Below are 13,485 nucleotides of genomic sequence, written 5' to 3'. Positions count from 1 at the left end.
CAATCCGTTCTTACCATCGACTTGACCTAATAGCGAATCAATTAACTGCTGGCGTGACCCAAACGAAAAGCCGATACGGCAAGCCATAGCCAACCTGCAATCATCAAAATACCACCAATAGGGGTGATGGCACCAAACCAGCGCGGTGCACCCAGCGTCATGGCATACAAACTACCAGCAAATATAATAACGCCAATCTGTAATAACCACGCTGTGGTGTGAGAGATATATTTCAATTGAATCAATAAACCCACGAGTAGCAAACCAAGTGCATGGACAAATAGATATAAGGTTGCCGTATGCCACCATTCAAGCTGCTGAGCACTAACCAAGCTTTTTAACCTGTGAGCACCAAAGGCGCCTAGAGCGACTGCTATCGCCATATTGATCGCAGCAATACCTATCCAATTTATCATGGCAACACTCATATTATCTAAAAGCCGGTAATAGCGTATCAATATATTCAATGTATACAGCTCAAAAGGTCGTTAACCGCCACAATCATCGACAGTTATTGTCCAAACCTAGCGATGACTGCTCCTTGCTACTGAATGTCTTCTGGCAAGATAACACTATCGATGGTCATCGCGTCACGAATTTTATCCATGGCGTTTTTCTCGATTTGGCGTACCCGCTCTGCCGAGATGGAGTAGACCGCTGCCAACTCATGCAAAGTAGATTTTTGCTCAGAGAGCCAGCGCTGCTCGACGATATCACGCGAACGATCATCCAATGTGCCCATCGCTGCTATTAAGGCGGATGAATTGTTTTCTTCCCAGTCTTCTTCTTCTAACTGTTCAGCAGGATCAATACCATCTTCTAAGAACAGCTGCGGTGCATAGCGGCCATCGTCATCATCACTCGATTGTGCTTCAAACGATGCATCGTAAGAAGTAAGGCGAGATTCCATTTCGAGCACTTGCTTACGCGTTACATTCAAGTCAGCAGCAATCGCGTCCGCTTCTTCCAACGTCAGTTGGTTGTTGGTTTTTTTGAGACTACGAAGGTTAAAGAACAGTTTGCGATGCGCTTTGGTCGTCGCAACTTTAACAATGCGCCAGTTACGAATGACGAATTCATGAATTTCAGCTTTGATCCAATGGACAGCAAAAGAAACCAGACGCACGCCTTTATTTGGGTCAAAGCGCTTGACTGCCTTCATGAGTCCCAAATTGCCTTCTTGAATCAAATCTGCTTGCGGCAAGCCATACCCTGAATAGCTACGGGCAATATGAATCACAAAACGCAAATGCGACATAACCAGCAGTCGCGCAGCTTCCACATCACCTTCATCGTAATAGCGATGCGCCAATTCCTGTTCTTGTAACGGGGTCAAAATTGGGATTTGATGCACAGTATTGATATAAGCACCCAAGTTGACGCCAGGCGCTGACAAATGAGTCGGCATAGCCGGTACTAAATCACGAGTACTGGTGTCGCCAAGCGCGCTCGCATCATAAGGGGGTCGCTGGGCAGCGGCTTTTAACGCGGCGTCACGTGCGTCATTTTTTATGGGTGCTGCGCTGTCTTTTTTACTCGTTTTTGCAGCATCAGTAGTAGTATTAGCCATATTCTTGACCTTGATTAGATAGTTACACAAATAGTCAGATAAAAATCTTTATAGTTCTAATTGTAAAGGATAGCAACGTTTAGTTGCTATCAGTTTTGGTAATGATGAAGTGATATATTGTATCGAAATGCTGGGTTAAAGAGCCATCAGTCGGCGGCTCATTAGTGTACTTATTCACAGTTAATAATAACGGGTTTTCTGTATTCGATTGCTGGCTTTGACGACAAAAAGCGGTGATGTCTGCTTGTGAGTTGGCATCAGTGGCGACTACATATAAAGATTCGCCATTTACAACATCGCGCAGTCCCACCTTAGTCTTTAGTAATGGCATCGGACAGGCAAGTCCTCGGCCATCGACAAAGCGCTTGATAACGATAGTCTGTTGGTTTACGTCCGCGTCATGGCTTGGCGTATTAGTCGCTGCCTGTAACAATGCTAGTAGGCCATTGACCTTTTGCTCGTCAGCGTCAGACAAAGTGGCTGCCAAGCTGATAGAGGGTAGCGCGTTCGTGGTGGATAACTGACTATCAGTGGACATAAACTAAACCTTATAAATATCAATCAGTTGGTATGTGTTACTATGCTTATGAGCAGTATTTGGGGTTTAGGGTGGCAATGTTTATAGTAACCATATCACTGTCTGATATCAGTTGTTATAGTGCATTGAAGTATTATCCCTAATCAACCAGCAGTCTGACCCTATTGCTATTATACCAAAGAGCCGATACGCAATTGCAGTTGAATATTATCAACACAATATTCGGTTCATTAGAATTACACAGTCATGTTTCACAATAGTGACGCGCCGCTAAGTGATTGGTAGTTAAATGCATATGAGAATTGACCTAACATAGGCAAACTCGTATAGTCGAAAAACATCTTTCACTTGCATAGGATGCGTACTTGTCCCGAGCTGATAGACAGTCGATATTTGGTGGAGCAACCATGAATTTTTTCAATACATATACGATTACCAAAGGCTTGCTAAAAACCACATCGCCTTTATACAATCGACAAAAAACCCGTCTGTCTATGGCAGTATCAAGCGCTATCAGGTTTGGTGTGTCCTCAGTATTGTTGGTAGCGACGAGCGCCAATAGTAGCGATATCAATAATGTCATTAGTAATAATGATATGAGTAATAGCGGTAATAACCAAGCATCATCATTTGCTTATAATTCATGGAGCACCACTGACCCAAAAGAGTTAAGTTTACCGAGCTTACGCGGACAGGGCTTGAGCTTCGATGAGCAATATCAAAATAAATTGCTCGGTGAATGGTCACTACGAAAAGCCAATAGTCAAATCAAGATGGAGCACGATCCTTGGATTCAAGAGACGGTAAAAGACATGACGTGGCGTTTGAATGCGCAAGCGCGGCAGCAAGCACCAATGGCTGTGGTGATTATCGATAGTCCAAGTATCAATGCGTTCGCAGCACCAGGCGGGGTCATTGGTCTCAACACAGGGACGATACTGGCCGCCAAAAGTATGGATGAGCTTGCCAGTGTGGTGGCTCATGAGGTCGCTCACATTAGCCAACATCATTATGAGAGTGGGGCAGATGAACGCAGAAAGGCCATACTCATGCAGCTGGGCGGTATGCTGGCTGCTATTGCAGCATCAGCGGTCGATGGCGATGCAGCTGCGGCAGTCATGATGGGCAGTCAAACGGCTACAATGAATAGCAGTATGGCGTTTAGTCGTAGCAATGAGCGTGAAGCCGATCGCGTAGGCATGCAAATCATGACCCAAGCGGGCTATGACCCAAGAGCCATGCCACGGTTTTTTGCTACCATGAATCAACAAAGTCAGCTCAACCAAGTCGAAAATCGGTTTTTACCCAGTTTTGTTCAATCGCATCCGCTCAGTAATGAGCGTTTGAGTGAAGCACAGAGTCGCGCGCAGAATTATCCTTCTTTATCATTGAAACAGCAGCAGCGCTATCAGACCTTGTTTGATTTGCTCTACTGGCGCGTAAAAAGTACGGGTAAGCATGCTTCTGAGACAGAATTAATTACGGCTGCTAAAAATAGTGTGGGTGCGAAGTTGGCACTAATGCATTGGTATGGTGAACAACAACGCTTTCAAGATGCCAATGAGGTATTGGCGAGCATCAACGCATTGCCAGCGGTGCAGCGTCAAGCCTTAGAGCCTTTGCTATCCATTACCCAGAGCCAAATTTTAAGTGAACAAGACAAATGGACACAGGCTGCTGACATTTTGGAGAGCCAGCAGCGTTTATATCCTGAGCGTCGTGATTTACGTCTTTATCTCGCAGAAGCGCTGACCAATAGCAATGAGCCAATGAAGGCTCAAGCGTTACTCAAACCATTGACGCAGCAGCAGCCAAGTGATCGTTTTGCTTGGCAAAGCCTACAGTTGGCCAATGAAAAACTTGCTAAAACCACAACCTCGCCAGAGCTTGCCAGTATCGCGACTATCAACGCGTTGCGCTATCGCAGCCATGACCAACTATGGAGCGGTCGCTACGAGCGCGCCCTCACGTCGCTCACACAAGCCAAACAACTGGCGGAGAACTTGCAAAATACGCCTCAAGCCAATAGCGCACGCCCGTTACTCGCCAATATAAATGCCGAGCTCAAAGCCATAAAAACCGCCAAAGACTTTGAGCCTTAGGCGGTCATTTTCATAGTACTGTCTTTATGAACGCATTGGTTTATTGCAGACTGTCTATCGCTCTACCCTTGGAGTGCGTCTTTTACCAGTTTTGAGATCAAAGCTGGATCCGCACGACCAGCCGTTTTATTCTTCAATACGCCCATGACGCTGCCCATATCACGCATTGATGTGGCACCTTGTTCAGCGATTTCGGCATTGACTAAAGCACTGATCTCGTCATCACTCATTTGTTTTGGCATAAACTCATTGATGATATCAATCTCAAACTGCTCTTTGGCCGCCAAATCATCACGACTGTTTTCTGTAAAAATAGTCAGCGACTCTTGACGTTGCTTGAGCTGTTTTTGTAGCACTTCTAATACTTGCGCATCGTCAAGCTCTGTTTGACGGTCAATCTCAATTTGCTTGATGACGGCTTGCACATTGCGCAAAACTTTAACACGCTCAAGCTCACGAGCTTTCATAGAAGTTTTGATGGTGTCTGATAACGTCTGTTTAAGTTGGCTCACTGTTATTATCCTTGTACGTTAAATTTTATTTGATACATGCTATTTGTGAATATTTGGCTAAACGCCTGCTGATGCGGTTTTTAAGCAAAATGATATAAGCAATAATAACAAAAATTGTAGCATAAAAAACGCCACTGATATCGATGGATAACAGTGGCGTTAGTGTAGCGCTTGTACTTAACTAATCAGAGTATTGATTAGTACATACGAGTGGTACGAATAGTTTCGCGTTGTAACTTTTTCTTATAACGCTTTACAGCAGCTGCTTTTTTACGCTTACGTACTTGCGTTGGTTTTTCATAAAACTCACGCTTACGTACGTCTGATAATACGCCAGCTTTTTCACAAGCACGCTTGAAACGACGGATAGCAATATCAACTGGTTCGTTTTCTTTAACCTTAACTGCAGGCATGAAGACTCCTCGATTAGGATGAGATATAAGGGCATTAGTTTGGCTGTGTATTAGTATTTAGCCGTAATATCTCAAGATTACAGGCATCAGCTCAAACTAGGACAATCTTGCGCATTGGTGCAAGGGCACGTATTTTAATCAAAAATACCAACAAAGTCAATGATTTTAATGGATTAATCCCTATTTATCATTAAGTTGCAGAAGAAGATTGCGACAATCATAAAGGTGTATGAGAGGTATGAAACTTCTAGAGTATGGCTTACAAATGCACGAAAAATAACGGAAAAGGATGGTGAGTCGTCTGATAGAGCAATAATAAAAAACCCTACTGTCTATAACGGTTTGTCTAGACTTTATGCTATGATATTTGCAAATAGTAGTCAGCATATCAACCGTTTTATATGCATTTTATTGAGGATGTTGGAATGAGACAATCTGTACTGAATACGGCACTAAGCACCACTCTTATCGTCATGCTTGGTTTTGGTGTGAGCGCTTGTAGTAGTGACAAAGAAGGTGAACATGAGTCACATGAAGTATTAGCAATAGATCGCGTAGATGAAGCAGCTGAAATGGCTCGTGCAAAGGCGCCTGAAGCCGAAAAGATGGATTTTCCAGAAGCCGCAGCGCCAATGCCAGCAGCTGAAGGGGATGCGGCAGCAGGCACAGCAACTACAGATATGGCCACGACAGAAACAGGAACAGCTGATACCGCGACTGCTACTGACAGCACAGATGCAGCCATGACTGGTACGGACGCTGGTGCTGCTACAGATAGTGCTGATACCGCTGCTACTACTGAAACGACAACAACTGACGCGGCTCCTCAATAAGCGCTAGATGCGTATGTTAGATAAGCGTGGCATAAGCCAACATTATGATAAGCAGTAGCCAATATGAATGATCGAATAGAGATGTCAGCATGAGACAGAAATCGGGTACACACATATTTAATTTATCTGCTGTCGGTATAAGCGCGCTACTGCTACTTAGTGCCTGTAGTAGTGATAGTGGTAATGACGGTAGTGATCAGCCTGCTGAAGACTCGACCGCGTTGAGTGACTCTGTCGCTACCGCTGAGGTGACAGAAGCAGCACCGACCGCTGAACCCGACACTGCTATACCTGAAGCTGACGCAGAGCCTGCTGTCGAGCCTGTCATTGAAGAAGCGGCAGAGCAAGCTGAGCCTGAAATGTTGGCTGCGGATGCAGGCGCGACTCTATATGAGTCCAACTGCAAAGTGTGTCATGACGCAGGATTGTTAAATGCGCCCAAATATGGTGACCAGATGGCATGGTCAACGCGTCTGACCAAGGATAAAGAAACCCTTTATATGCATTCTGCTAAAGGGTTTAATAAAATGCCTGCACAAGCGGTAAACGGTGTCACGGACGCGCAAGTAAAAGCGGCTGTTGATTATATGCTGGCGTCGGTCAGCTGATACGGTGTATATAGAGTATATCAGCCATTGAAATTTGCTAAACTGACCGTCATTGTGACTGACAATGACGGTTTTTTTAAGCCCGTTTTTATCAATGCCTTGCTCACAAATGTCATCGGCAGTTTTAAACGCATTTGGTGTAATAACTGTGATGATGACACTCATTTTTTTACTACTGAGATGTTAGCAAATGGCATAAAATAAAAAACGCGGCACAAGACGATACAAAGGCAAAAGTATGAAGGTATTGGGGTTAGAAACATCGTGTGATGAGACGGGACTTGCGATTTTTGATAGTGAGCAGATGGATAGAGACAATCAAGGTTTGCTCGGTCAAGTGTTGTATTCGCAAATAGAGCTGCATGCGCTTTATGGTGGTGTGGTGCCTGAGCTTGCCAGTCGTGATCACATACGTAAGCTTGTGCCTTTATTAAATGAGTTATTAGCACAATGCAACATTAGTAAAAATGAGATTGATGCGATTGCCTATACCAAAGGGCCTGGATTGATTGGGGCTTTGATGACGGGTGCGTTATTTGGACGTAGCTTGGCATATGGGTTAGATATTCCAGCGATTGGTATTCACCATATGGAGGGGCACTTGCTTGCACCGCTGATGGGCGCCAATCCGCCAGCATTTCCTTTTGTGTCGTTATTGGTGTCGGGCGGCCACACTTTGCTGATCGCTGCTCATGGTGTGGGTCGCTATGAGATATTGGGCGAATCGATAGATGATGCTGCAGGGGAGTGCTTTGATAAAGCCGCCAAGATGCTTGGCTTGCCGTACCCAGGTGGCCCCAATATCGCCAAATTGGCCGAAACTGGCAATCCAAATGCTTACGACTTACCGCGTCCCATGCTACATCGCGGCTTGGATTTTTCTTTTAGTGGTATGAAAACAGCGGTACATAATCTGATTAAAGATACTCCACTCTCAGGCGGCTCAGGAAACAACGGCTCTGATAGCGACCCACAAGTTCGTGCCGATATTGCTGCCAGCTTTCAACATGCCGTGGTCGATACCTTGGTAAAAAAATGCGTCAAAGCGCTCAAGCAAGCAGATATGAGCCGATTGGTGATTGCCGGCGGTGTCAGTGCCAATACGCATTTGCGTGAGACGTTAGAAGCTGAGCTGGCTAAAATAAATGCCACGGTTCATTATGCGCCGCCTGCCTTATGTACTGATAATGGCGCGATGATTGCCTATGCAGGTTACGAGCGCTTGCAAGCTGGGCAGTCAGATGATTTGGCGGTAAGCTGTGTGCCTCGTTGGCCAATGACCGAGCTACCGGCCGTATAGCTGCTTTATTTGGCCATACATTTATTAATGGTTATTTGATTTAGGAACCGTCTATGCAGTGGCTCGCTATTGGTTTGGGAGCAGCATTTGGTGCTTGTTTGCGTGCGTGGTTGTCGCGCTTTAATGCGTTACACAACTGGATACCACTTGGCACGCTCGGCGCCAACATTTTGGGCGGACTGCTGATAGGACTAGCATTGGTATGGTTTGAGCGTATGGGAAGTGGTCTGTCTGATAACGTTCGTGTGTTTGTGATTACTGGGTTTTTGGGTGGGTTAACCACCTTTAGTACGTTTAGTGCTGAGACCTTTGCTTTGATAAATGATGGTCGTCTATTGTCAGGCTTGATGCTAATAGGTCTGCACGTTGGACTGACGTTGCTGGCGACCGCGCTTGGTTTTTATTTCTTTAAGTGCGTACTTTGAGCTTTTATCGATATCACCTGCTTAATTAGTGATCTGTTTTAAGTAGTTACCGAAATACAGTCTGTTTTAAATGGTTTGTCAGTAAGTTTAAAGGGCAAAATGACTGGTTCCGTTGGGGTATACCTTAGTTAATTTTTAATACACTACATAATCTGCAATATCTGCTGTTTATAATTACTGCTCAATTCCCTGCGGATCGCATTTTTTGATCTTGTACTATCTAAGCTAGCTACCATCTCAACTGCGCCACCTCTATCTCTATGACTAATAACTCGTCCTATACCTTTCATATTTGATAATATTTTGTGAAATGTCTCTATCTCTAATTCCGTATTAGATTGTTCAGTTGAAGGCTTTTGGAAGAGAATATGTATGGTGTTACTGATCTCATTAATCTCGTTGCTTTCATTATCAAGATCTCTCGTCCTATCTTGAGTACCGCGACTTCTCATATTAAAATCTCTAAGAATAAGATGTCTAATAGACTTCATCTCTTCCATAAGAAGATCTTCTTTAGTAACCTCTTCTGTCTCAATTTTTGCTATTTTAAAAGTTCCAAAGTGTTTTAAGAAAGTGCTGTAATCCTTATCGTTCACTGATTTTCGATAAGTACTTTCTATTTTACTTGCTAGTTTGTCTCCAAAGTCTTTTATCTTAGAGAATCGTAAATCTCTAGGGTATTCTAAATGTTCAATGGGAGATGTATCAAAACTATAGCTAGTCTTATCATCTTTTATAATAATAGTGGGCTTATCAAAAGCTAATCTAAGTCCTAACTCAAACATGACATTTGGATTTTTGGCACTGACATCACATACAACAATAGGATTTTCATATAGATTTTGGACAATACGTTTTTGTATTACTCCAATATCTTCAGAATTACTTACAAGATTAGGTGTGAAACCAGCAGATTCAATTGAATCTGAAATAATAGTGTAAATCTCATCCCAATGTGACTTAGGTAATCCCTCTATTTCGGAAATCGGCATAACAATACCGCATACTTTTTTTTGATTTATATTTTCTTTTTCATCACTTGGAGCTTTCATTTTATCATTGCTCATAAGTAGTCCTTAGTCTATGGATTCATGAAATGGCTGATCGCATCAAGAAAGATCCCGATTTTTCAATAAAAAATGACCAACCTGTGGATATCTTAAAGGTTAACAATATATAAATTATTTATAACCCAAACTTTGTATAAGCACTTTGCGAGTAGACGGTAAGTGCATGTAAATCGTTTTTCTTATGAACACTGAACTGGGCTACCGCATCAAAGATAGGTAGTTTTTTGAAAGGTATATGAATGCATTTAGCTGTGTTATTTTCAATACCTACTCTCAATTCGTGAGGCCAATAGCCTTCTAAGAAAGCAGGTTTATGTATTGGCTGCTGCACACTTGCATAACAGACAATAATAGGAATACCTAATTCAATAGCCTTTTTTATCTCGTAGTTCAATAGCTCCCGATTGGGTCTTGTATTGTCAGTTAGTATGAGAATCATGTTCTTAGAATGGCTAAACCGTGTTCTCAACACACTTTTTAGGTGATTTATGGTTGCATAATCCCTTACTTGATTGGTCTTCTTATGACTATCACTAAAAATAAAATCAGCAGAGTTATTAATCTTCCATCCTTTAAGCAAGTTAAAATACTTGATATCACCTAGAATAGGACTTGTAGTACCTAGGCCATCAAAAGCTACGTATGTTCCGTTCCTATAAGCCATTAATTAATCCTTCAATACTAGTCAAGTTAATAGTTTTCATTTTTTCAGGGTAAATCACTATCGTTAGCTTTGCTGGGTGAGTGAATTTCATTTCGCTAATCTTAAAAGTCCAAAGCATGACCCCTGCCGTCAAATCCGTACAACTAAACTTGGGAGATTTTAATTACGCAGCCTGACGATAATAGTCAAACCACACCTGTCTTGGCGTTTTATAGCCCAAGCCCTTTTGAATTCTAGTTTGGTTGTACTCAAGCTCAATATATTTAGTGATATCGTTGATGGCTTCGAATCTTGTTTTATAGTCTTGGTGATACACCAGCTCATTCTTTAATATGCCCCAGAAGCTCTCTATGGGCGCGTTATCAAAGCAGTTGCCTTTACCACTCATCGAGCCTGTAAATTGGTGGCACTTAATGATCTTATGATACTCATTGCTACAATACTGACTGCCTCTGTCAGAATGTAAAATCAACCCTTGGCTAGGTCGCTTGTTTTTGATTGCCATATTAAGTGCACGGCATACCAAATCAGCGGTCATGCGCTTATTGATGACATAGCCGACGAGCTCTTTAGTATATAGGTCTTTAACACCTGCTAAGTATAGCCAACCTTCATTTGTCCAAATATAAGTGATGTCACTGACCCAAGCCTCATTAGGACGATTGGCATTAAATTTCTGTTCTAGACGGTTTGGATAGACCAGCTTGTTGTGATTAGAGTTGGTGGTGACTTTAAAGCGCTTGTGACGACGGCATTTAATGCCGCATTCTTCCTTTATACGTCTAACCATATACTTACTTATGGCATATCCTTGCCCTGTAAGGTAAGCATACAGTCGCTCATAGCCATAGCGCTGCTTAGTCTCATCATGAGCCACTCTGACTAGCAACTCACACTGATTGCGATGGATCTGCTGATTACTGATGCCACGATTTATCCAGTTGTAATAGCTTGATGGCTTAACATCTAATACGTGACACATGCAGGTGATGCTAAATATTTTCTGGTTATCCTTGATAAAGACGTACTTCATCAACTGTGCTTCGCGAAGTACGCCGTCGCCTTTTTTAGAATGTCTCGCTCCTCCTGAGCAACCTTGAGATCACGTTTAAGACGTTTATTCTCTTCTATAATGGCCATGAGTTCAGGATCATATTGCTTAGTGCCGACAAGCTTGCCTTCATTCGCTTTATTCTGCCAGTTAGATAAGGTCTGCATCGCTATACCTAGCTGCTTTGCAGTCGCTGAAACATTGCCATTATTATCTGCTATCTTTTTGACGGCTTCAGCTTTAAAAGCTGCACTGTAGGTTCTGACTTTCTTAGTCATGATAAACTCCTGTGAATACACTTAGTTTACCAAGTTTGGTTCTATAGTTTTTTCAGCATAGCTCAGCATTATTCTTAATAAATGCTCATCTGTTGTGTTCTTATGCTCCTTTATTCTTGTTATACCTGAACCAAATATAGGCACACTTACAGATCTTGCCGCATAAATTGTATTAACCTCATCCCAAAAATTAATTAGAAACTCAAGATACTCTGGCATAGTTAATCTAGCTTCATTTCTATCATTAAATTTTGCAAAAGCTGTTAGGATGTACTTGTCCGCATACAGACATACAGTTCCTGTTTTATATTTTTGCTTATTACCTCTAACTCTGTTTACTACTTCTAGCTTTTGCCTACTGTCAATATTGCTCTCAATAAATAAGTCTAGAGCATCAACACTACCTTCTAAAATATTGTTTATAAAAAGCCCGTTTAGGGACTTTTTTGCAATGATCTTGTCATCTACAATCGTGTCGAAATACTCGTTAAAGGCTATAACTATAAGATCTTCTTCCTCAAACAGATCACCTGCTTTAATAACAACATTAGTAGCATCAACTTTAATTGATATTTTCTTTAACCTGTTTGCTTTATACCACATGAAGATATAAGCAATAACCAAAAGAGTAACTACAACTATCGCAGCCGAACATTTAGTATTTATAGCTATATTTTTGGGTAGAGTTATACTTTCAGGAAGATCGATAAATAAGAAAGCTAGCCCTAAAGTTCCCCCTACAGCTGTAAAAAATTTGTAAAACTTATTTCTTAGATAAACATCAAAAAACGCTACTTTGTATTTTTCACTCAACTTTTCCTCCCAAGTTGTCCTACACAACTGTTTATAAATAGCTATTATAATTTTTTACGCACACCTAATGTCATTATTAATCATCACTCTATTTTTGTATTAGATGGTTGCGGCCCCCTGCGTAAGGGCGAAATAACGATTCTATCTGCTTCTCTAGACTTTGCTTATCGGGCAAGTTCAGTTTATATTCTTATATAACTATTTTATTTATGTTCAAAAGGACACTGCTATGTACACTGAGCTGCTACAAATAATTTAGAGTACTGATAACAATAGCGCATAGTTAAAGGTTCAAGCCCTCACTAGGGAACCATCATTGCTCCCAGCGCCTATCATAACGTAGGAAAGCGGACGATATATCATAACCAAGAAATGTAATAAACAGTGGAGTATTAAACTGGCTTTACGATTCCTGCCAATAAACTGGCAAATCCTTGCATGTAGGCAATATCCTGACTAGCGGTACGTGTGGCGGCATAAAGCTGGCAACGTACGCCATCGCCCAGTTTTCGTGAGACCACCCAACCTTTTTTCTCATATTCGGCCACTACCCAATCGGGCAGGGCAGCCACACCGCGCTCACTCGCAACCAATTGGATAAGCATGGCGGTCAATTCCGTTGTGCGGATACTCTTAAAGCTTGCTTGCGCGGGTGTCATAAATTTGGCAATGATATCGAGACGCTTCGCTTCCACTGGATACGCAATCAATATCTCATCAATCAAATCTTCAGGGTTAATATGGTCTTGTGCTGCCAGATCATGGGTGGGTGAGAGTACCAAGCGGCTTTCATACTCAAACAGGGGCTGATAGCTGATACCTTCTATTGGCAAGTCACTGGTGGTAATCAGCAAATCAATATCCCCCTCCATCAATAAGTGGTGCGGCTCAGGTTCAAAACCAGTAGCAAAATCCAGCTCTACATCTGACCATTCGCGGCGATAATGATTGAGAATCGGCATGAGCCAGTCAAAACAACTGTGACACTCAGACGCGAGGCGCAATCTGCCTGCTTGACCATGAGCCAAGCGTTTCAGATTGGATTTGGTACGAGTCACCTGCGGCATGATACTGTCTGCCAGTGCCAATACCATTTTGCCTGCGGGTGTAAAAGTGAGTGGGCGGGTACGACGGTTGACTAGGCTAATGTCGTAATAATTCTCTAGCTCTTTTAGCTGGTGTGAGACAGCAGAAGCAGTCACGTGTAACTCATCGGCGGCCGCGGCAAGCGAGCCGTGTGCTCGTAGCGCTGTTAAGGTATTGAGATGGCGGAGCTCTAACATAAGATAACCTGACCACTAAGATGAG

At 42.6% G+C, this 13,485-nt stretch carries 15 protein-coding genes; 5 read left to right on the top strand and 10 right to left on the bottom strand.

The window, feature by feature from the left end; translation table 11 throughout:
* Positions 1–41: 41 nt before the first annotated feature.
* The 3 genes from CIK80_RS05980 to CIK80_RS05970 form a co-directional block, all read right to left on the bottom strand.
* The gene (locus tag CIK80_RS05980) at positions 42–416 is read right to left on the bottom strand and encodes a DUF423 domain-containing protein (protein WP_095569219.1); all 375 of its coding nucleotides are present in this window, start codon (positions 414–416) and stop codon (positions 42–44) included.
* Positions 417–544: 128 nt separating this feature from the next.
* On the bottom strand, positions 545–1,408 hold the full coding sequence (gene rpoH / locus CIK80_RS05975) for an RNA polymerase sigma factor RpoH (RefSeq protein ID WP_208855365.1): 864 nt from the start codon (positions 1,406–1,408) through the stop codon (positions 545–547).
* A 241-nt stretch (positions 1,409–1,649) separates the two neighbouring features.
* Entirely contained in the window at positions 1,650–2,108 is a 459-nt protein-coding gene (locus tag CIK80_RS05970) for a sulfurtransferase TusA family protein (RefSeq protein WP_095569218.1), read from the bottom strand.
* A 407-nt stretch (positions 2,109–2,515) separates the two neighbouring features.
* Here CIK80_RS05970 and CIK80_RS05965 point away from each other — a divergent pair, with 407 nt between their 5' ends.
* On the top strand, positions 2,516–4,210 hold the full coding sequence (locus CIK80_RS05965) for a M48 family metalloprotease (RefSeq protein ID WP_095569217.1): 1,695 nt from the start codon (positions 2,516–2,518) through the stop codon (positions 4,208–4,210).
* 62 nt (positions 4,211–4,272) lie between these two features.
* Here CIK80_RS05965 and CIK80_RS05960 read toward each other — a convergent pair whose 3' ends face one another.
* Both CIK80_RS05960 and rpsU read right to left on the bottom strand, forming a co-directional pair.
* The gene (locus tag CIK80_RS05960) at positions 4,273–4,722 is read right to left on the bottom strand and encodes a GatB/YqeY domain-containing protein (protein ID WP_095569216.1); all 450 of its coding nucleotides are present in this window, start codon (positions 4,720–4,722) and stop codon (positions 4,273–4,275) included.
* Positions 4,723–4,919: 197 nt separating this feature from the next.
* Positions 4,920–5,135, bottom strand: a complete 216-nt coding sequence (gene rpsU / locus CIK80_RS05955; RefSeq protein ID WP_010195908.1) for a 30S ribosomal protein S21 — start codon at positions 5,133–5,135, stop codon at positions 4,920–4,922.
* Positions 5,136–5,560: 425 nt separating this feature from the next.
* On the opposite strand from rpsU, the gene CIK80_RS05950 reads away from it, so the two are divergent.
* From CIK80_RS05950 to crcB, 4 genes are all read left to right on the top strand, one after another.
* Positions 5,561–5,968 (top strand): hypothetical protein, encoded by a 408-nt coding sequence (locus tag CIK80_RS05950; protein ID WP_095569215.1) that lies wholly within the window; start codon positions 5,561–5,563, stop codon positions 5,966–5,968.
* Between the two features lie 89 nt (positions 5,969–6,057).
* Positions 6,058–6,576, top strand: coding sequence for a c-type cytochrome (locus CIK80_RS05945; protein WP_095569214.1), 519 nt, complete (start codon positions 6,058–6,060; stop codon positions 6,574–6,576).
* Between the two features lie 238 nt (positions 6,577–6,814).
* On the top strand, positions 6,815–7,876 hold the full coding sequence (tsaD, locus tag CIK80_RS05940; protein WP_095569213.1) for a tRNA (adenosine(37)-N6)-threonylcarbamoyltransferase complex transferase subunit TsaD: 1,062 nt from the start codon (positions 6,815–6,817) through the stop codon (positions 7,874–7,876).
* A gap of 53 nt (positions 7,877–7,929) precedes the next feature.
* Positions 7,930–8,301, top strand: a complete 372-nt coding sequence (crcB, locus tag CIK80_RS05935; RefSeq protein ID WP_095569212.1) for a fluoride efflux transporter CrcB — start codon at positions 7,930–7,932, stop codon at positions 8,299–8,301.
* Between the two features lie 143 nt (positions 8,302–8,444).
* Here crcB and CIK80_RS05930 read toward each other — a convergent pair whose 3' ends face one another.
* The 5 genes from CIK80_RS05930 to CIK80_RS05910 all read right to left on the bottom strand — a co-directional run bounded on the left by CIK80_RS05930 (position 8,445) and on the right by CIK80_RS05910 (position 13,460).
* Complete coding sequence (locus tag CIK80_RS05930; RefSeq protein WP_095569211.1) at positions 8,445–9,368, bottom strand: hypothetical protein; 924 nt, start codon at positions 9,366–9,368, stop codon at positions 8,445–8,447.
* 118 nt (positions 9,369–9,486) lie between these two features.
* A complete protein-coding gene (locus tag CIK80_RS05925) occupies positions 9,487–10,035 on the bottom strand; it encodes a hypothetical protein (RefSeq protein WP_095569210.1) in 549 nt (182 codons plus the stop codon).
* Positions 10,036–10,198: 163 nt separating this feature from the next.
* Positions 10,199–11,364 (bottom strand): IS3 family transposase gene (locus CIK80_RS05920; protein WP_095568611.1). Its coding sequence is split into 2 segments (ribosomal slippage): positions 10,199–11,106 and positions 11,106–11,364, totalling 1,167 coding nucleotides; the frame shifts between segments, so codons are not numbered across the junction.
* A 21-nt stretch (positions 11,365–11,385) separates the two neighbouring features.
* Positions 11,386–12,177, bottom strand: coding sequence for a macro domain-containing protein (locus CIK80_RS05915; protein WP_095569209.1), 792 nt, complete (start codon positions 12,175–12,177; stop codon positions 11,386–11,388).
* Between the two features lie 392 nt (positions 12,178–12,569).
* Positions 12,570–13,460, bottom strand: a complete 891-nt coding sequence (locus tag CIK80_RS05910; RefSeq protein WP_095569208.1) for a LysR family transcriptional regulator — start codon at positions 13,458–13,460, stop codon at positions 12,570–12,572.
* Positions 13,461–13,485 lie beyond the last annotated feature (25 nt).

Source organism: Psychrobacter sp. JB193 (assembly GCF_002285555.1).
GTDB lineage: Bacteria > Pseudomonadota > Gammaproteobacteria > Pseudomonadales > Moraxellaceae > Psychrobacter > Psychrobacter alimentarius.
Note: the sequence above shows the minus strand (reverse complement) of the source record. Positions and strands in the feature narration are given on the sequence as shown.

What these genes read in the sequence shown, in the direction of transcription:
- CIK80_RS05980 (WP_095569219.1), bottom strand. Translation starts at nt 416, where the DNA reads ATGATAAATTGGATAGGTATTGCTGCGATCAATATGGCGATAGCAGTC.
- rpoH (WP_208855365.1), bottom strand. Translation starts at nt 1,408, where the DNA reads ATGCCGACTCATTTGTCAGCGCCTGGCGTCAACTTGGGTGCTTATATC.
- CIK80_RS05970 (WP_095569218.1), bottom strand. Translation starts at nt 2,108, where the DNA reads ATGTCCACTGATAGTCAGTTATCCACCACGAACGCGCTACCCTCTATC.
- CIK80_RS05965 (WP_095569217.1), top strand. Translation starts at nt 2,516, where the DNA reads ATGAATTTTTTCAATACATATACGATTACCAAAGGCTTGCTAAAAACC.
- rpsU (WP_010195908.1), bottom strand. Translation starts at nt 5,135, where the DNA reads ATGCCTGCAGTTAAGGTTAAAGAAAACGAACCAGTTGATATTGCTATC.
- CIK80_RS05950 (WP_095569215.1), top strand. Translation starts at nt 5,561, where the DNA reads ATGAGACAATCTGTACTGAATACGGCACTAAGCACCACTCTTATCGTC.
- CIK80_RS05945 (WP_095569214.1), top strand. Translation starts at nt 6,058, where the DNA reads ATGAGACAGAAATCGGGTACACACATATTTAATTTATCTGCTGTCGGT.
- tsaD (WP_095569213.1), top strand. Translation starts at nt 6,815, where the DNA reads ATGAAGGTATTGGGGTTAGAAACATCGTGTGATGAGACGGGACTTGCG.
- crcB (WP_095569212.1), top strand. Translation starts at nt 7,930, where the DNA reads ATGCAGTGGCTCGCTATTGGTTTGGGAGCAGCATTTGGTGCTTGTTTG.
- CIK80_RS05930 (WP_095569211.1), bottom strand. Translation starts at nt 9,368, where the DNA reads ATGAGCAATGATAAAATGAAAGCTCCAAGTGATGAAAAAGAAAATATA.
- CIK80_RS05925 (WP_095569210.1), bottom strand. Translation starts at nt 10,035, where the DNA reads ATGGCTTATAGGAACGGAACATACGTAGCTTTTGATGGCCTAGGTACT.
- CIK80_RS05910 (WP_095569208.1), bottom strand. Translation starts at nt 13,460, where the DNA reads ATGTTAGAGCTCCGCCATCTCAATACCTTAACAGCGCTACGAGCACAC.